The sequence below is a fragment of the Paracoccus bogoriensis genome (genome assembly GCF_019431455.1).
Lineage (GTDB): Bacteria > Pseudomonadota > Alphaproteobacteria > Rhodobacterales > Rhodobacteraceae > Paracoccus > Paracoccus bogoriensis.
The window spans coordinates 21,873-39,740 of sequence record NZ_JAHYSR010000010.1; the positions used below are offsets into that span (position 1 = coordinate 21,873).

At 67.6% G+C, this 17,868-nt stretch carries 17 protein-coding genes; 5 read left to right on the top strand and 12 right to left on the bottom strand.

Annotation, left to right across the window (positions count from 1 at the left end; genetic code table 11):
- Window positions 1-66 precede the first annotated feature (66 nt).
- Window positions 67-1,068, top strand: coding sequence for a signal recognition particle-docking protein FtsY (ftsY, locus tag KY389_RS06610; protein WP_219830069.1), 1,002 nt, complete (start codon window positions 67-69; stop codon window positions 1,066-1,068).
- Here the strand turns inward: ftsY and KY389_RS06615 are convergent.
- Both KY389_RS06615 and KY389_RS06620 read right to left on the bottom strand, forming a co-directional pair.
- Window positions 1,065-2,240 (bottom strand): Hint domain-containing protein, encoded by a 1,176-nt coding sequence (locus tag KY389_RS06615; RefSeq protein WP_219830070.1) that lies wholly within the window; start codon window positions 2,238-2,240, stop codon window positions 1,065-1,067. The two genes, ftsY and KY389_RS06615, sit on opposite strands and share 4 nt — an antisense overlap.
- A gap of 60 nt (window positions 2,241-2,300) precedes the next feature.
- A complete protein-coding gene (locus tag KY389_RS06620) occupies window positions 2,301-3,332 on the bottom strand; it encodes a GlxA family transcriptional regulator (protein WP_219830071.1) in 1,032 nt (343 codons plus the stop codon).
- 168 nt (window positions 3,333-3,500) lie between these two features.
- On the opposite strand from KY389_RS06620, the gene KY389_RS06625 reads away from it, so the two are divergent.
- A complete protein-coding gene (locus tag KY389_RS06625) occupies window positions 3,501-4,910 on the top strand; it encodes a class II 3-deoxy-7-phosphoheptulonate synthase (RefSeq protein ID WP_219830072.1) in 1,410 nt (469 codons plus the stop codon).
- A gap of 60 nt (window positions 4,911-4,970) precedes the next feature.
- Here the strand turns inward: KY389_RS06625 and KY389_RS06630 are convergent, their stop codons facing one another.
- From KY389_RS06630 to KY389_RS06660, 7 genes are all read right to left on the bottom strand, one after another.
- Complete coding sequence (locus KY389_RS06630) at window positions 4,971-5,840, bottom strand: lysophospholipid acyltransferase family protein (RefSeq protein ID WP_219830073.1); 870 nt, start codon at window positions 5,838-5,840, stop codon at window positions 4,971-4,973.
- Complete coding sequence (locus tag KY389_RS06635; RefSeq protein ID WP_246587998.1) at window positions 5,837-6,727, bottom strand: DMT family transporter; 891 nt, start codon at window positions 6,725-6,727, stop codon at window positions 5,837-5,839. The genes KY389_RS06630 and KY389_RS06635 overlap by 4 nt, the downstream gene beginning before the upstream one ends.
- A gap of 108 nt (window positions 6,728-6,835) precedes the next feature.
- On the bottom strand, window positions 6,836-8,854 hold the full coding sequence (gene tkt / locus KY389_RS06640; RefSeq protein WP_219830075.1) for a transketolase: 2,019 nt from the start codon (window positions 8,852-8,854) through the stop codon (window positions 6,836-6,838).
- Between the two features lie 70 nt (window positions 8,855-8,924).
- Window positions 8,925-10,253 carry an HlyC/CorC family transporter gene (locus KY389_RS06645; RefSeq protein ID WP_219830076.1) on the bottom strand — a complete coding sequence of 443 codons (1,329 nt, stop codon included), beginning with the start codon at window positions 10,251-10,253 and terminating at the stop codon, window positions 8,925-8,927.
- Between the two features lie 15 nt (window positions 10,254-10,268).
- Window positions 10,269-11,222: a tyrosine recombinase gene (locus KY389_RS06650; RefSeq protein WP_219830077.1), complete on the bottom strand. Its 954-nt coding sequence runs from the start codon at window positions 11,220-11,222 to the stop codon at window positions 10,269-10,271.
- Window positions 11,219-12,700, bottom strand: a complete 1,482-nt coding sequence (locus KY389_RS06655) for a hypothetical protein (RefSeq protein ID WP_219830078.1) — start codon at window positions 12,698-12,700, stop codon at window positions 11,219-11,221. The genes KY389_RS06650 and KY389_RS06655 overlap by 4 nt, the downstream gene beginning before the upstream one ends.
- A complete protein-coding gene (locus KY389_RS06660; protein ID WP_219830079.1) occupies window positions 12,693-12,830 on the bottom strand; it encodes a hypothetical protein in 138 nt (45 codons plus the stop codon). Before KY389_RS06660 ends, KY389_RS06655 begins: the two co-directional genes overlap by 8 nt.
- 134 nt (window positions 12,831-12,964) lie before the next feature.
- On the opposite strand from KY389_RS06660, the gene KY389_RS06665 reads away from it, so the two are divergent.
- Window positions 12,965-13,531 carry a shikimate kinase gene (locus tag KY389_RS06665; protein WP_219830080.1) on the top strand — a complete coding sequence of 189 codons (567 nt, stop codon included), beginning with the start codon at window positions 12,965-12,967 and terminating at the stop codon, window positions 13,529-13,531.
- Window positions 13,528-14,634, top strand: a complete 1,107-nt coding sequence (aroB, locus tag KY389_RS06670) for a 3-dehydroquinate synthase (RefSeq protein ID WP_219830081.1) — start codon at window positions 13,528-13,530, stop codon at window positions 14,632-14,634. Before KY389_RS06665 ends, aroB begins: the two co-directional genes overlap by 4 nt.
- 81 nt (window positions 14,635-14,715) lie before the next feature.
- Here aroB and KY389_RS06675 read toward each other — a convergent pair whose 3' ends face one another.
- Both KY389_RS06675 and ssb read right to left on the bottom strand, forming a co-directional pair.
- Window positions 14,716-15,762, bottom strand: a complete 1,047-nt coding sequence (locus KY389_RS06675) for a Leu/Phe/Val dehydrogenase (RefSeq protein ID WP_219830082.1) — start codon at window positions 15,760-15,762, stop codon at window positions 14,716-14,718.
- A gap of 218 nt (window positions 15,763-15,980) precedes the next feature.
- On the bottom strand, window positions 15,981-16,481 hold the full coding sequence (gene ssb / locus KY389_RS06680; RefSeq protein ID WP_219830083.1) for a single-stranded DNA-binding protein: 501 nt from the start codon (window positions 16,479-16,481) through the stop codon (window positions 15,981-15,983).
- A 205-nt stretch (window positions 16,482-16,686) separates the two neighbouring features.
- On the opposite strand from ssb, the gene KY389_RS06685 reads away from it, so the two are divergent.
- A complete protein-coding gene (locus KY389_RS06685; RefSeq protein ID WP_219830084.1) occupies window positions 16,687-17,310 on the top strand; it encodes a lytic transglycosylase domain-containing protein in 624 nt (207 codons plus the stop codon).
- Between the two features lie 12 nt (window positions 17,311-17,322).
- On the opposite strand, the gene KY389_RS06690 is transcribed toward KY389_RS06685, so the two are convergent.
- Window positions 17,323-17,865, bottom strand: a complete 543-nt coding sequence (locus tag KY389_RS06690) for a transglycosylase SLT domain-containing protein (RefSeq protein WP_219830085.1) — start codon at window positions 17,863-17,865, stop codon at window positions 17,323-17,325.
- Between the last annotated feature and the right edge of the window lie 3 nt (window positions 17,866-17,868).

Below are 17,868 nucleotides of genomic sequence, written 5' to 3' on the forward strand. Positions count from 1 at the left end.
AAGCCTGGCGGCTTTTCCTTTGCGCGTGTCCGCGCTAGGGTCCGGGCGCTAGCGAAAGGACTTGATATGGCGTTCTTCTCGAAGTTGCGAGAGCGGCTGACTCGATCCTCCTCGAAGATCGGGGCGGGGCTGGACGAGATCGTGGGCGAGGCCGAGGCCGCGCCGGCCAAAGCCTCCGCGTCTGCGGGTCTGGTGGGGCGGCTGTTCGGGCGGAGCGATGGCGAGACCGCGCCGCGCCGGGTGCTGGACGACGCGATGCTGGAAGAGCTGGAGGACATGCTGGTGCAGGCCGATCTGGGCGTCGAGACCGCCCTGCGCGTCACCGCCAACATCGCCGAGGGGCGGATGGGGCGGCGGCTGTCCTCGGCCGAGTTGCGCGGGCTTCTGGCCGATGAGATCGCCCGGATCATGGCGCCGGTTGCCCGGCCTCTGCCGATCTATGCCAAACGCCCTCAGGTCGTGCTGGTCGTGGGCGTGAACGGCGCGGGCAAGACCACCACCATCGGCAAGCTGGCCAGTCAGTTCCGCGCCGCGGGCAAGTCGGTCGTCATCGCGGCGGGAGACACGTTCCGGGCAGCCGCGGTCGAGCAGCTGCAGGTCTGGGGGCAGCGCGCCGGGGTGCCGGTGATGGTCGCGCCCCAGGGCAGCGACCCGGCCAGCCTGGCCTATGATGCGATGGTGCGGGCCGAGGCCGAGGGCGCCGACCTGCTGATGATCGACACGGCCGGGCGGTTGCAGAATCGCCAGGATCTGATGGCGGAATTGGCCAAGATCGTCCGGGTGATCCGCAAGAAGGATCCAGAGGCGCCGCACAACACCTTGCTGGTCCTGGACGCCACAACTGGCCAGAACGCACTGAGCCAGGTCGAGACCTTCCGCAAGCTGGCCGATGTTTCCGGACTGGTCATGACCAAGTTGGACGGCACCGCGAAAGGCGGGGTTCTGGTCGCCCTTGCCGACCGCTTCGGCCTGCCGATTCATGCCATCGGCGTGGGTGAGCAGATTGACGACCTGGATGCATTCGATGCTCAGGAATTCGCCCGTGCTCTGGTCGGGCTGGACAGCTAGGGAACGGTCTGCGGCGTCGGTTCGACCAGAGCGCGGGCCGGATTGGCAATGTGGCGCTGCACCAGCCGCCGCGTTGCATGACCCGCAGGCACGTGGCGCGCGGGGATCGGCGCGGCGACCAGGGTCGGGGCCTGATCGCGGATCGTCGAGGCCATGCGGGGGCCAAAGGCGCGCAAGGCCTGTGGGCCGGGCAGCAGGCTTTCGGTCCAGGCGCCTTCGGTCAACAGGATCTGGTGTCGCTGCATCAGCAGATGCCAGTATGTGACGGCAGGGGTGCGGCGATCGACAAGGATACCGGGCAGGCCAAGCAGATGGCGCGCCGGGGCCATGATTTCGGCCCTGCCGAACATCCGTTCCGCGATGCGCGAGCGCAACAGGATCCGGTGCTGGGGCGACACGACCAGAGCGCGGGCGGGCTGCCCGGGGCCGAGCGCGCCCGGCTCGATCCGGATCGGTCGGTGCTGCGGAGAAAGGTCCAGCGCAGGCGCATCCAGATGGCGGCTGCCGGTCCAGATCAGGCTCTGCCAGCCGTGATCCAGCGTCATCAACTGCATCCCGGGGCGCAACGATTCGACCGGCAGCAGACCCGTGCGGGTCAGAATCAGCGTGCCCTCGGCCAGACAGGGCGGCGGGTCGCCCGGCAGGCTTTGGGACAGAGGCGGCGCGTAGGCCAGCGCGTTGTCGTTCCCCCCGATCTGGTAAACAGCGACTTGGCGCAGCGGCAGCGATGGGTCGAAGCGCGGAAAGACTTCGACCCCGCTCGGCGTCGCGACGGGCAGAGGAAAGACCAGAACGCTGTGGCGGTCGCCCAGCTCGTCACCGACATCGTTCGCGGCAAAGAGGCGCGGCAGGATCATCGCGAAGCGGTTGCCTTGGCTGTCCTCCATGATCGAGCCGATGAAATTGTTCAGCTGCGTGCCGATTGGCAGCGTGGTCGCGCTGTCGCCGAAACCGATCATGGCGGGACGGGTCAAGGTCTGGCCGGTTTCGTCAGGGGTATAGATACTGTTGTGAAAACGGTCATCGTCATCCAGCAGATAGATGGTCGAGATGACCGGCCCATCAAGCGTGAAGGGCGTGGTTCGCCCATGGAAGGGCGCAAACATCTGTGGAGAGCCGCTGCCGACATTGATCGGCTGACTGACCGTCAGCACGGTAATCTCGCGTTCCATCGGCTGCCCCTGTGCCTGTTGTTACCGACGCGCCGATGCGCGTTTTTCACCGTGCTAGCGTCAACAGGTTAACGTCTGGTTAACAGAGGTTAAGGAATCCTTTCCCCGTGGCGCCTCCTTTCCCCGTGGCGCCGAGGTTCCCCTCTCGCGATAGGGCGTGCTGCCATATTGCGCCCTGTAACATTTCGAGAAATGCGACGGGCTTGAAAAGCCCGAGGCCAGCGCGATCTCGATGATCGACATCTCGGTCTGCATCAGCAGGTTGCGCGCCCGGGCCAGACGGGTTTCCATATAGTAACGCTTGGGGCTGCGGTTCAGATAGCGGCGGAACAGGCGTTCCAGCTGACGGGTGGACATCCCCGCATCCTGCGCCAGTTGTGCCGGGCTGATCGGCTCCTCGAGATTGGCCTCCATCCGGGCGATGACGGCGGCAAGGCGCGGATGACGCACGCCGATTCGAGTGGGGATCGACAGGCGCTGGCGGTCCTGTTCGGTGCGGATCGCGGTATGCAGCATCTGGTCGGCCACGTCTGCGGCGATCTGGTCTCCGTGATCCTCGGCGATCAGGTGCAACATCAGGTCGATGGAACTGGTGCCTCCGGCTGCCGTGAGACGGTTGCCGTCCTGCACGAAAACGGACCGATAGGGATCGACGCCCGGAAAGGCCTCGGCGAAGCCGTCATGGTTTTCCCAATGGATCGTGGCCTTGCGCCCCTCCAGCAACCCGGCCTCGGCCAGGATCCAGGCGCCGGTGCAGACCGCCCCGATCCGGGCGCCGCCGCGCGCCTGGCGGCGAAGCCAGGACAGGACCGGCCGTGTCGCCTCGCGCGCGATGTCGGTGCCGCCGCAGACGATCACGACCTCGTCCCGGCCGGGTGGGGCTTCATCTTCCAAGCCGCCGTCCAGCAGCACCCGCGTCCCGTTTGAACAGGTGGCTACATCGCCAGACGGGCCGACCAGGCGCCATTCATACAGCGTTTGCCCCGAGGCTCGGTTGGCAAGCCGAAGGGGTTCGATCGCTGCCGTGAAGGGCAGCATGGTAAATCGATCCAGTAGCAGGAAGGTGAATCGGCGCGGTCTTTGCGATGGCATGAGGGCTGTCTTGGCTGCGGTTCCTTCCTCACAGAAGCAAGCTTTCCGGTCCGTCACAAGGGTCTGCCTGGCCCTTTGCGCAAAGCGGCTTCAGATGCCGTCAAGCCTTCCCACGACGGTTGTTAGCGACTATACGGACCGCATCGTTTTTCCCAAGGAGCATGGAAGATGTCGCAGGAGCTTCGCAAACCCGCCACCACCCAAAGCTGGGACAAGGCTGGCTGGCGCGCCTATCCGCGCGTCCAGATGCCCGATTATACCGATCCGGTCGCCCTTGCCGCGGTCGAGGAGCAATTGCGCCGCTACCCGCCGCTGGTCTTTGCCGGCGAGGCGCGCCGCCTCAAGGCCCAGCTTGCCGAAGTCGCCGCGGGCCGCAGCTTCCTGCTGCAGGGCGGCGATTGCGCCGAAAGTTTCAGCGAATTCAGCGCCGACAACCTGCGCGACACGTTCAAGGTGCTGTTGCAGATGGCGGTCGTGCTGACCTGGGGCGCGCAGCTTCCGGTCGTCAAGGTCGGCCGGATGGCGGGCCAGTTTGCCAAGCCACGCAGCGCGCCCACCGAGATCGTGAACGGTCAGGAACTGCCCAGCTACCGGGGCGATATCATCAACGGCTTCGACTTCACCCCCGAAGCGCGCGTCCCCGATCCACAGCGGATGCTGGCGGCCTATACGCAGGCCGCGGCCTCGCTGAACCTGCTGCGCGCCTTCTCGACGGGCGGCTTTGCGGACATGCAGCGCGTGCAAAGCTGGATCGCCGATTTCGTGGGCGGCCCGGAAGCCGCAAAATATCGCGACATCGCGGACCGGATCAGCGACGCGATGGCCTTCATGCGCGCGGCGGGCGTGAATTCCGAGACGGCGCACCAGCTGTCCAAGGTGGATTTCTACACCAGCCACGAAGCGCTGCTGCTGGAATACGAAGAGGCGCTGGCACGCATTGATTCGACCACCGGCCTGCCGGTCGCGGGATCGGGCCACATGTTGTGGATCGGCGACCGCACCCGCCAACCCGACGGCGCGCATGTCGAATTCTGCCGCGGCGTGCAGAATCCGATCGGCCTGAAATGCGGCCCGACCACCACGGCCGAAGATCTCAAGGTGCTGATGGCCAAGCTGAACCCCGAAAACGAGCCGGGCCGCCTGACCCTGATCGCGCGTTTCGGCGCGGGCAAGGTCGGCGATCACCTGCCGCGCCTGATCCAGACCGTCCAGGCCGAGGGCGCGCATGTTGTCTGGTCCTGCGATCCGATGCACGGCAACGTCATCAAGTCCTCGACCGGCTACAAGACGCGGGCCTTCGATTCGATCCTGCGCGAGGTGCGCGAGTTCTTCGCGATCCACAAGGCCGAGGGCACGATCCCCGGCGGCGTGCATTTCGAGATGACTGGCAAGGACGTGACCGAATGCACCGGCGGCGTGCGGGCTGTGACCGACGAGGATCTGTCCGACCGCTATCACACTGCCTGCGATCCGCGCCTGAATGCCAGCCAGTCGCTGGAACTGGCCTTCCTGGTGGCCGAGGAACTGCGCGCCCGCCGCGAAGAAGCTGCCCCTGCGCGCGAGGTCGCCCGGGCCTGAACGGCCGGCCGCATGAACGAAACGGCCCCGCCTCGGCGGGGCCTTTCCATGTCGGCCGGTTCATTTCCAGCGGCGATGCACCCAGAACCACTGGTCCATATGCTGGCGCACCAGAACCTCCAGATCGTCGTTCAGCGCCTGCATCATCTCGGCCGGGCTGGCCTTGGCGACCGGTTTGCCCACATGGACGCGAAAGCGCAGACCGTCGGGCAGGCGTATCCCCGCGATGGGCACCAGAACGGCGTCGTAGCGCAGGGCCAACTCGGCAGGCGTCAGCACGGTCCGCGTCGGCAGGTCGAAAAAGCGCAATTCGGCCCCGTCTTGGTCATACTGGTCGAAGCCCAGGGCCAGCCAGCCTCCGCCCTTGAGAAAGCGCAGCATCGCCGCCAGGCCGGCCCGGCCGCGCGGGAAAAGCGGCTCGGCGATGGCGGTGATGGCGGGGACATAGTGACGGTTGAAGGCCTGATTGTTCATCGGCCGGTAAAGCGCACCGACCGGCCAGCCGCGTCCGGCAAGCGCCGCGCGCATCGCGTCGTAATTGCCGAAATGCGCGCAGGCCAGGATCACCGGGCGGCCTTGCGCAAAGGCCTCCTCCAGCACGGGCAGGCCCGGCCCCTCCAATGGGTCCGAGGCATGGATGCGGGCGGTGAACTCCTCGCCCGAATAGATCTCGGCCAGGGACCGCCCGGCATTGTCGGGAACCGCGCGCAGAAGCGCCGCGATCTCGGCCTTGGACAGGTCGGGTCGAGCCATCTCCAGATTGGCGCGGATGCGCCGCCGCCAGCCCGCGACCGGCGCCAGCAGCCGCGAAAAGATCCAGCCCATCGCCGGGATGCGCCGTTCATAAGGCAGAAGGCGCACGGCGCCCATCAGCACCAGAAAGGCCGCGTTGCCCAGGCGGTCGGCAAGGCGGGGGCGGTCCTCGCTCATCCGGCCCTCCGCGCGGCGCGCGCGGCCTGCGCCTCGCGCGACCAGACATAAAGCCCTGCCAGGACGATCACGGCAGCCCCCGCGACCGTCCAGAAATCGGGCAATTGGCCAAAGAACAGCCAGCCCCACAGCCCCGCCCAGACCAGTCCGGTATAGCCGAAGGGCGCCAGCGCCCCGGCCTCGGCCTGAGAGAAGGCGCGCACCAGAAGATACTGGCTGAGCGTGCCCAGGATCGCAAGCAGCCCGAAGGCCCAGAGATCAGCGGCAGCGACCGGTTTCCAGACGAAGGGCAGGGCCAGGCTGGTCAGCGCCGTCCCCACCACCGCCGACCACAGGACCGAGGTCACGACGCTGTCCGCCCGGACCATCCGCGTCAGCAGCGCACCCGCCGCAAAGGTGAAGGCCCCCGCCAGCGGCAGCAGTGCTGCGGGTTGAAACACGCCCAGGCCAGGCCGGATGATCAGCATGGCCCCGAACAGTGCGACGACAATTCCCGCGACCCGGCGCGGGCCGATCTTTTCGCCCAGAAACAGGGCGGCGCCAAGCGTGATCAGGACCGGGTTCAGATCCATGATGGCGGTCGCTTCGGCCAGCCCGATATAGGCCAGCGAGGTGAAGAAAAGCCCGACCGATCCCAGTTGCATCAGCGCGCGCGCGAATTGCAGCCCTGGCTGCCGCGTCCGCATCAGCCGGGGCAGGTGACGGTGGAAGATCAGCGCGAAAATCAGCAGGTTGCCCATGAAGCGCGCCCAGATCACCTGACCTGCGGGATAGGTCTGGGTCAGGTGCTTGGCCGTCGCATCCATCAAGGTAAAGCCCAGGATCGCCGCCAGAAGCAGCCCGATCCCCGCTGACTGGCCCGAAAAGCGGCCCAGCGGCGGGGCCATGTCAAGCACAGGCCGGGGCATCGTCACCCGAGCGCGCAGCCCAAGGCCGCTTGTCGCCAAGAGGGCCAGGAATTGCGCGGTCTTGCGCCGCCAAGGAGGGCTTGTCCCTCACAGAAGCGCCTTGGCACGTTCCGCGACCGCCTCGGCGGTGATGCCGAAATGCTTGTAGAGCGCGGGCGCAGGCCCCGAGGCGCCGAAACCCGTCATTCCCACAAAGGCCGATTTCGCCTCGGAGCCTCCGAGGCCCAGCAGCAGCCGGTCCCAGGGCTGGCCGACCGCCGCTTCGACCGCGACGCGGACGGTGCCGGCGGGCAGGATCTTGGCGCGATAGGCCTCGTCCTGCGCCAAAAACAGTTCGATCGAGGGGACCGAGACGACACGGGTGGAGACGCCATCGGCCTCGAGCGTCTCGCGGGCGGCCACAGCGATCTCGACCTCGGAGCCCGAGGCCATCAGCACGACCTGCGGCGCGGCCGAGGCCTCGCGCAGCACATAGGCGCCCTTGGCCGACAGGTTCCCGTCGATCTCCTCGCGCAGAAGCGGCAGGTTCTGGCGCGACAGCGCCAGCACCGAGGGACGGTCGGTCTGCGACAGCGCGATCTCCCAGGCCTCGGCGGTCTCGATCTGATCGCAGGGGCGCAGCGTCAGCGTGTTGGGCGTGGCGCGGCAAATGGCCAGATGCTCGACCGGTTGATGGGTCGGTCCGTCCTCGCCCAGGCCGATGCTGTCATGGGTCATCACATAGACGACCGGCAGGCCCATCAGCGCCGACAGCCGCATCGCCCCGCGCGCGTAATCGGTAAAGGTCAGGAACGTCCCGCCATAGGGGCGGAAGCCGCCATGCAGCCAGATCCCGTTCATCGCCGCCGCCATGCCGTGTTCGCGGATGCCGTAATGGATGTAGCGGCCCAGTCGGTTTTCGGGGCTGAAGACGCCCTGACCGCCGGTCTTGGTGTTGTTGGAGCCCGTCAGGTCGGCCGAGCCGCCGAAATTCTCGGGCATCGCGGCGTTCAGCACTTCCAGCACGTTTTCGCTGGCCTTGCGGGTCGCGACCTTGGGCTTGCTGCCCAGCGTCTGCTGCTTGAACGCGGCGATGGTCGGCGCAAGGCGCGGGTTCGGATCGGTGCCGATGCGGGCGGCAAAGGCGTCGCGCCGGGTGGCGTCCAGCGCATCGACGCGGGCCTGCCAGGCGGCGCGCGCCTCGGCACCCCGCGCGCCGATCTGGCGCCACTGGGACAGGATCGGCTCGGGGATCTCGAAGGCGCCGGCGGTCCAGCCGTAAACCTCGCGTGTGGCGGCGATCTCGGCCGCGCCAAGGGGCGAACCATGGGCCTTGCTGCTATCGGCCTTGGCGGGCGAGCCGAAGCCGATCACGGTCTTGCAATCGACCAGAACCGGGCGGCCGTCATCCTGTGCGGCCTCGCGCAGCGCCCGGTCGATATCGGCGGCGTCATGGCCGTCGCAGGACAGCACCCGCCAGCCCGAGGCCGCAAAGCGCGCACGCTGGTCGGTCTTGTCCGACAGGCTGACGCGGCCGTCGATGGTGATGTCGTTATTGTCCCACAGAACGATCAGGCGACCCAGCTTCTGGTGGCCGGCCAGGCCGATCGCTTCCTGGCTGATGCCCTCCATCAGGCAACCATCGCCCGCGATGACCCAGGTGCGGTGGTCGCACAGATCGGCCCCGAACTCGGCGCGCATGGCTTCCTCGGCCATGGCGAAGCCGACGGCGGTGGCGATGCCCTGGCCCAGAGGGCCGGTCGTTGTCTCGACCCCCTCGACATGGCCATATTCCGGATGGCCTGCCGTGATCGCATCCAGTTGACGGAAGTTGCGGATCTGGTCCAGCGTCATCTGCCGATAGCCCGTCAGGTAAAGCAGGCTGTAGATCAGCATCGAACCATGGCCCGCCGACAGGATGAAGCGATCGCGGTCGAACCAATGCGGCGCCGAGGCGTCGAATTTCAGGTGATTGCGAAACAGCACCGTCGCCACGTCGGCCATGCCCATCGGCATACCCGGATGGCCGGAATTGGCGGCCTCGACCGCATCCATCGACAGCACGCGGATCGCGGCGGCGAGGTTCCAGTGATCGGGATTGGCAGAGCGGCGGGCGGCGATGTCCATGTCGGATCCCTTGCGGCAATGAGCTTCCGTCACCTGTTAGGTTGGATGAGGTCCGGTTGCAAGCCGGGCGTCAGCTTTCGCCGCTGCGCGATGCTGCCAGCGGTCTGATCTTGAGCCGCGTTATCCGGTTCTCGCGCCGCGTCACGACCTCGAAGCGATAGCCGTGGAAGCTGAAGACCTGACCCTGTTCCGGGATCGACTGCGCCATGTGGATGACCAGCCCCGCGACCGTATTCGCCTCGTCATCGGGAAGGTTCCAGTCCAGCTGGCGGTTCAGGTCGCGGATCGTCATGCCGCCATCGACCAGGTAATCGCCCTGGGGGCCGGGTTTCAGCACCTGTTCGGATTCCGTGTCGTGTTCGTCGGTGATCTCGCCCACGATCTCTTCGATGATGTCCTCCAGCGTCACAAGGCCGCGCAGGCTGCCATATTCGTCCACGACCAGCGCGAAATGCGTGCGGCGCTTGAGAAATTCGCGCATCTGTTCGTCAAGCGCCGTGGTCTCGGGGACGAAATAGGGCGGCATCGCCACGGCCATCAGGTCAATCCGGCGGTCGCCCGCCGGGTCGCGCTGGTCACGAACCGAACGGTTTACTGCGCGCAGCAGATCCTTGGCATGAACCACACCCACGACGTTTTCGCGTTCGCCTTTATAGACGGGCAGGCGGGTATGGGGGCTGGACAGCACGGCTTCCAGAATGCGCTCGGGGGGCATGTCGGCGTCGATCATCTGGATCTCGGAGCGGTGGCGCATGATCTCCTCGACCGTGCGGTTGCCCAGATCCAGCGCGCCCAGAAGGCGGTCGCGATCCTCCTTCTGAACCGCGCCCGAGGCATGACCGATGGACAGGGCGCCCGCGATTTCTTCCTCGATCGAGAACATATGCGCGCTTGCATCGGTCTTGAGCCCGAACAGCGCCAGGATCAGCCGCACGATGGCCCGAACCACGGCAACGACCGGCGACAGCAGGATCGTGACCAGACGGATCGGACGCGCGACCAGGATGGCCACCTTTTCGGGGGCCGAGATGGCATAGGTCTTGGGCATCACCTCGGCAAAGATCAGCACCAGCACCGTCATCACCAGCGTCGCCATGGCCACGCCGCCGCTGCCCAGCACCCGTGTCAGAAGCGCGGTGGCAAGGCTGGCGGACAGGATGTTGACCACGTTGTTGCCCAGAAGGATCGCACCGATCAGCTTTTCGCTGTCCTCGGTCACGCGCAGCGCGGCTTGTGCGCCCGTCTCGCCCTTGTCGGCGCGGGCCTGCAGCTTGGACCGGCTTGAGGCCGTCAGCGCGGTTTCCGAACCCGAAAAGAAGGCCGAGATCGCCAGAAGGCAGGCAATCGCGCCGCAAGTCAGCCAGAACACGCTGTCGAAAATACCTGAAGGATCGTCCATTGTGTTTTGAGAAACCTATGTTTTTCTGTTTTTCGGGGCAGCAAGAGGGTGATGCTTCAGAACCAGTTCCCGCATCCTTGCAGTGACGACATGGGTGTAGATTTCCGTCGTTCCCAGATCGGCATGGCCCAACAGGGTCTGGATCACCCTCAGATCGGCTCCGCCCTCCAGCAGGTGGGTGGCGAAGGCGTGGCGAATGACATGGGGCGTGACCCGCGCGGGGTCCAGCCCCGCCATCAGCGAAAGGCGCTCCAGCAGGCGCGAGATCGCCTGCCGGGACATGTGGCCCGCCTTGCCGGGGGCAGGGAACAGCCAGCGGCCCCCGCGCCCCGCGACCAGCTTCGCAAGGGCGCTGCCTTCGGGCGCATGGTCGCGATGGGCCAGCCATGCGGTCAGGGCGCGTCGTGCGGGGCCGGTCAGGGGAACCAGACGCTCGCGTCCGCCCTTGCCACGGATCAGCAGCAGTTCGGGATCGCCCCGGCAGCCTGCGACGGGCAGTTCGACCAGTTCGCTGACGCGCATCCCGGTTGAATAGAGCAGTTCGACCAGACAGGTCGAGCGCGCGCGGTCGGCCTGGGTCCGGCCGAATCTGGGGGCGGCTTGCAGCAGCAGGGCGATTTCGGACTGGGACAGGCTGCGGGGCAGGCGGTGCGTCCGGCCCGGCCCGCTGATGCGGATGGCGGGATCGTCGGGGCGCCAACCCTCTTCCAGGGCGAAGCGGGTGAATTGCCGGATTGCGGAAAGCCGCCGCGCCCGGGTCGCGCGTGACAGGCCCTGCGCCTCGCAGAAGGTCAGATATTCCTCGATCCGCTCGCGTGTCAGATCGGCCAGGCTCAGCGACTGCCGCGCCAGCCATCCCGCCAGGTCGTTCAGGTCGCGCCCATAGGCCAGAAGCGTGTTGCGCGCCGCTCCGGCCTCGGCGGCCTGGGCGTCCAGAAAGGCGGATATGGCCGCAGAATCGCGGCTCATGGTGTGCCTGTCATCCGGGGCAGCAGGGTGATCTGTTGCTCGGCACGGCGCGCATCTTCGGTCAGGCCAAGCGCGCGCAGCATGGCGATGCCGCGCCCGGCCCGTGCCAGATCGCCTTCCAGCGCGGCGTCGATATCGGCCATGGCCAGCAACAGCGCCTCGCCGCGCGCGCTTTGCGGCGGCTCGGGGGGATCGGCGGCCAGTTCGGGCGCGGGCTCCGGCGGCTCGGTTCCGGTCAGGCCGCGCCATTGTCGCAGCAGGGTGATGATCTCGGCGGTGCGCGTGTCGCCGGGGTAATGGTCGGGCAGATCGGCGCCGACCATCGCGGCCAGCAGATCCGCCATGCCGGCGGCGGCGAATTCGTCAAAGGCACGGGGCAGGGCCTGCGCCAGATCGCCCGATTGCAGCGCCGCCTCCAGCGTACGCATTGCGCTGGCGCGTTCCCAGACCCCGCCCGAGGCCGCAGGACGCTGTTCGCCATAGATTGCCCGCAGCCGCAACGGCCCAAGCGCGCCCGACCGCGCCAAGCGCTCGGCGGCTTCCAGGCGGGCCTTGAAGCCGCTGTTCGGCCGCAGATCGCTTTGGGCGAAGGCCACGGGCAACGTGCTGGTGGGCAGGGGCTGGCCGATCGCTTCGTGGATGCGGAATTCAAGCGGCGTTACCCGATCGGCCGGCACCAGCGTCTCGCCGCCATCGACGAAGGCATCATCGAGGAAATGCGTCAGCAGGATCGCCTGACGTTCGTCGATCAGGCCAAGGCTTTCGGCGCCATGCAGGCTGATCGCCGCGGCTGCCCAATCGCCGGTCTGCGCCAGGCAGAAGATCCGCGCCGGAAAGCTGGGCGCAATGCCGGGCGTGCTGTTCATGATGCGGCAGGCGCGGTGTTCGTCCCCTTCCAGCAGCGCGATGTCGAACAGGCGGCGAAAGATTTCGGGATTGCCGACACCTGCGGCCAGCAACAGCGATTGCGCCTCGTCCAGCGCGCCCATGTCCAGCAACCGGTCCACCCGGGCCATGAACAGCCGCCCCTGCGGATCGGGCGCGCCGTCGATCTGGGGCGGGGCAAGCTGCGCGGTCAGCACACGCCGCATCAGCGCCTGCATGGATTGCAGCCGCGCCGGTGTCTGCAACAGCAGCGCCGATAGCTCTGCCGGGTCGCTGCCTGCCCAGAGATCAGCCGGCAGACCGGCCCGGCGCGGGCTCATCGTGCCCGCCCCGTCGGGATTGCCCTGGTCGAGCCGCGTCACCAGAACCGGCCCGACTTCGCCGCTGGCCGCGACGGGTTGACGCGACATCGTGTCGGGTCCGGGCGGGGGCTCGTCGCCTGGCCGCCAGGCCGAAGTCTCGCGCTGCGGCCCGCGCACGCTGCCCGACAGCCAGTCGCTGGCCGACAGGGGCTGTCCCTGCCCGAATGCCGGCGGCGCGGGGTGAAAGAGGATCAGCGCCAGAAGGGCGGCGAGGGCGTGCCTTTCAATCACCCGGCGTCCCCAGTTGCAGCGGCAGGCGTTTTTCCTGACGTATCGGTTCCATATCGCCGAAATAGGCGTAACCGGCCAGACCGGCCAGAGCCGCCAGAATCACCACCGCCAGAACCTTGATCAGCCGCATTACCCTGCCCTTGCTTGCCCGGTCGAACCGGAGACCTGCCTTGCCCGTGCCCGGTCTGATGCCGGGTCCGGACGGATTATATATGGCAATTCCGGGAAGATCACGCCATTCAGTCGCAAGATGAAGGGATTGCGATGCGACGGCGACTGATCAGGCATATCGTGCTGGTGGGCATGATGGGAGCGGGCAAGACGGCGATCGGTGGCGAATTGGCGCGGCGCCTCGGCGTGCCGTTCCGCGACTCGGATGCCGAGATCGAGACCGCCGCCGCCATGACCATCACCGAGATCTTCGCCCGCGACGGCGAGGCGTTCTTTCGCGCCCGCGAGGCCGAGGTGCTGGGCCGCCTGCTGGCGGGGCCGGTCGGTGTGATCTCGACAGGCGGGGGGGCCTTCATGCAGGAGGGCAACCGCAAGGCCATCGGGCGCACCGGGGTCTCGGTGTGGCTGGACTGCGATATGGAGCTTCTGTGGCAGCGCGTCCGGCAGCGTCCGACCCGCCCCCTGCTGCAGACCGCCGATCCCAAGGGCACGCTGATCCGTCTGATGGCAGAACGCGCTCCGGTTTATGCGCTGGCCGATCTGCGCTTTGCCGCGCAGGCGGGCGATAGCGTCGAGGCCTCGGCCGGGCGCCTGCTGGACACGCTGGAGAATGCGCCCGTCTGCCCTTTTGCCCCCCTGTCAAAGGACCATCCCCGATGACCGAGACCGTCACCGTCCACGTTCCCCTTGGCGCGCGCGCTTATGACGTTCAGATCGGGCCGGGTCTGATCGGCATGGCGGGCGCTTGGATTGCGCCGCTGCTGGCACGGCCCCGCGTCGCAATCGTGACCGAAGAGACCGTCGCCCGGCTGCACCTGCCTGCCCTGGAGACGGCGCTGAAATCCGAAGGGATCGGCTGCCGCGCGCTGATCCTGCCGGCAGGCGAGGGGACGAAAAGCTGGCCGCATCTGATGCGCTGCGTCGAATGGCTGCTGGAACAGCAGATCGAGCGGCGCGATGTCGTCCTGGCCCTGGGCGGCGGGGTGATCGGCGATCTGGTGGGCTTTGCAACGGCGATCCTGCGGCGCGGCGTGCGTTTCGTGCAGATGCCCACCACGCTGCTGGCGCAGGTGGACAGCAGCGTCGGCGGCAAGACCGGGATCAACAGCGCGCATGGCAAGAACCTGATCGGGGCGTTTCACCAGCCCTCGCTGGTGCTGGCCGATACCCTTGTGCTGGATACGCTGAGCCCTCGCGATTTCCTGGCCGGTTACGGCGAGGTTGCGAAATACGGATTGCTGGGGGATGCTGATTTCTTCGCCTGGCTGGAGGAAAACGCCCCCGGCCTGCGCGATGATCCGGCGCTGCGCCTCAAGGCAATAGCGCATTCGGTGGCGATGAAGGCGGGCATTGTCACCCGCGACGAGACCGAACAGGGCGAGCGTGCGCTGCTGAACCTGGGCCACACATTCGGCCATGCGCTGGAGGCCGCGACGGGCTATTCCGACAGGCTGCTGCATGGCGAGGGGGTGGCGATCGGCTGCGCGCTGGCCTTCGACCTGTCGGCGCGGATGGGCCTGTGTTCGCAGGAGGCGCCCAGCCGGGTTCTGGCGCATCTGCGTCAGATGGGCTTGCCCGCCCGCCTGTCCGAGATCGCGGGGAATCTGCCTGACGACCGGGCGCTGATTGCGCTGATGGGACAGGACAAGAAGGTCGTGGATGGCCGCCTGCGTTTCGTGCTGGCGCGCGGTATCGGTGAAGCCTTCGTCAGCGATGCCGTCGATGTCGCCACGCTGGAGGCCGTGCTGCGCGACGCGCGCTAGGTTCTGCCTCCGTCCCGGCCCGGAAAGCCGCGCGCCCCCCCATCGAGGGGGGCCGCACGGCTGGCTGCCGCGCAAGCCCGATCAGGCGGCGCGCTTGCGGTCCAGCATCGCCTCGACCATGGCATCGGCCACGCGCGCGGGGGGCTGGCCGCTGGCGGCGGCGCGCTCCAGCATCTGGGCCACGCAGCCCGCGATGCCGGCCAGACGTTCGAGCCGCCAGGCGTCGTTCTTGCCGTGGATCTCGCTGGCGACGCTGATGATGCCGCCCGCATTCACGACGTAATCGGGCAGATAGGTGATGCCGCGCGCGGCCAGCGTCTCGGTCAGGTCGTCGCTGGCCAGCTGGTTGTTCGCCGCGCCGCAGACCAGCCGCGCGGTCAGATCCGGGATGGTCCGGGCGTTCAGCACGCCGCCAAGCGCGCAGGGCGCGAAGATCTCCATCTCTTGCTGAAAGACCTGATCGGGCGCGCAGATGGTGGCGCCAAGCCGGTCCGCCGCATCCTCAAGCGCCGCCTGATGGATGTCGGTCACGATCAGCCGCGCGCCTGCGGCGGCCAGCTTTTCGGCCAGCGACAGGCCGACATGGCCCAGACCCTGCACCAGAACGCGCCGACCCGTCAGGTCGTCGCTGCCGAAGACATGGGCCGCGCCCACGCGCAGGCAGCGAAACACGCCCTCGGCCGTCCAGGGCGAGGGGTCGCCCGAGGCGCCCGACAGCCCTACGGCGTAACGGGTGACTTCCGCCGCATGGGCCATGTCCTCGGGCGAGATGCCCACATCCTCGGCCGTCCAGTAGCGCCCGCCAAGCGCCTCGACCGCCTCGCCAAAGGCGCGCATCATCGCGGGCGTCTTGTCCTGCCGCGCATCACCGATGATCACCGCCTTGCCGCCGCCCAGCCCCAGATCGGCCATGGCGTTCTTGTAGCTCATGCCGCGCGCCAGCCGCGTCACGTCGTGGATGGCCGCCGCATCATCGGTATAGGGCCACATCCGGCATCCGCCCGCCGCCGGGCCGAGCACCGTCGAATGCAGGCAGATCAGCGCGCGCAGACCCGCTTCGGGGTGCTGGGCCAGCACGAGGCGCTCGAAACCGTCGGGCGGGGTCAGGTCGGTCAGGGTCAGGGGCATGGCTTGCATCCTTTGTCCGGTTCTGCCCTTCAGCAAAACGCCGCCCCGACATGGTTGCAAGCACAGGATCATTCCGAAAGCGGCGGCAGGGGTGCGCGCAATTTGCAAGCCAGCGCCCCGGGGCCGGGGGCAAGATCGCTACGCCGCGGCGCGGCGCGGGTGACGAAAAAGGGCGGCCCGCCGGACCGCCCCAAGGTGATTCGCCTGATGCGTCCCGATCAGAACGGGATCTCGTCGTCGTAATCTGGCCGACCGCCGCCCGAAGGCCCGCCCGAGGGGCCGCCGCGGCTGCTGCCGTAATCGTCATAGCCGCCGCCCATGCTGCCGCCGCCCATGCCGCCGCCGCCCGCACCACCGCCGCCATCACCGCGCCCGTCCAGCATGGTCAGGTTGCCGCCCAGCCCGCGCAGGACGATCTCGGTCGAATAGCGGTCCTGGCCCGACTGGTCCTGCCATTTGCGGGTTTCCAGCGCGCCTTCGATATAGACCTTGCTGCCCTTCTTCAGATAACGCTCGACCACGTTCACGAGGCCCTCGTTGAAGATGGCGACTGTGTGCCATTCGGTCTTTTCGCGGCGTTCGCCGGTGGTGCGATCCTTCCAGGTTTCGGATGTCGCGATCCGCAGATTGGCCACCTTGCCGCCGTTCTGAAAGCTGCGGATCTCGGGGTCGCGCCCAAGATTGCCGATCAGGATGACCTTGTTGACGCTGCCTGCCATGACGGAGTTCCCTTGTTCCAAGCCTTGAAGGCCGGTCTAGCGCAGCCGCGGCCTCAGCCGCAAGCCATCAGGCGATGGGCAGGCCGCCGCCGAGCAGGGCAGGGCGCGATGCTCGGGGCGCAGGCGGCGGGTGGCGAAGCGGGCAAACCGGTGTATAGTGCCGGCGCTGAAGCAGCGACAAGCTGACGAACACGAGGGCAGAGACATGCGGTTCACTCATCTTCTCAGGCTCGCGATCTGCGCGGCTTTGGCCACGGGCGTTGCGGCACCGGTCTCGGCCGAGGGGCTGCGGCTGTCGGGCAGTTCGTCCAAGTCGCGCGCCGAGCAATTCGCCCGCCAGACCCGGCTGATGGATTCGCGGCTCTCGACGCAATACCAGCAATCGGCGCGGCTTCAGCCCGGCCGGATCGAGCAGGCCATGCCGCTGGCCCCCGATGGCGGCAACATTCCCCGCTACACCGGACGGCGCAGCGAATACCTGCCCCATGCCCGCGCGGCGGCGCAGCGCCATGGCATCCCCGAGGATCTGTTCCTGCGCCTCGTCCAGCTGGAATCGGGCTGGAATCCGAACGCACGGTCGCACAAGGGCGCGATGGGGCTGGCGCAGCTGATGCCCGGCACGGCGGCGAAGCTGGGTGTGAACCCGCATGATCCGATGCAGAACCTCGATGGCGGGGCGCGTTATCTGCGGATGATGTATAATCAGTTCGGCAATTGGCGCCTGGCGCTGGCGGCCTATAACGCTGGGCCGGGGGCAGTGCAGAAATATGGTGGCATCCCGCCCTATCGCGAGACTCGCAATTATGTGCGGATCATCGCCGGAGGCTGAAAGGGTCGCGGCCTAGCGCCGCAACCCCGTCTCGCGCAGCAGGCCCCTGCGGCGAGCCTCATAGTAATAGCCGCGCGAATACCACATGATTGCCCGGTCGGGATTGCCGTCCGCGACGATCCAGGCGCCGCGCAGATAGCGCACGCCGTATTTCAGGTTCGTGTCTGCATCCAGCAGCCCCGTATCCGGCCCGCGAAAGCCCATCGTGCGGGCGGTCTGGGGGTGAAGCTGCATCAGCCCGTAATAGGGGCCGTTGCGGGCAACTGGTCGGTGGCCGGATTCGCGCAGCACCACGCGCTGCACCAGGGCGGGCGGCACGTCGTAATGCGAGGCCCAGAAATTGATGCGCTGGCGCAGATAGGGCGTCTCGTTCGGATAGAGGCCAGTATGGGTCAGGCCGGACCGCGACGTGGCGCTGTCGCCGCCACAGGCGGCCAGGGCCAGCGCCCCGAGGACCAGCCCGCGCCGCCCGAGGCGGGAAGCGTGGCCCTTGTCGGACGCGGCGGCGCGGTCGGCGGGGAAAGGCTTCCCCGCCGGGCCGGTCAGGGCGGACATCGC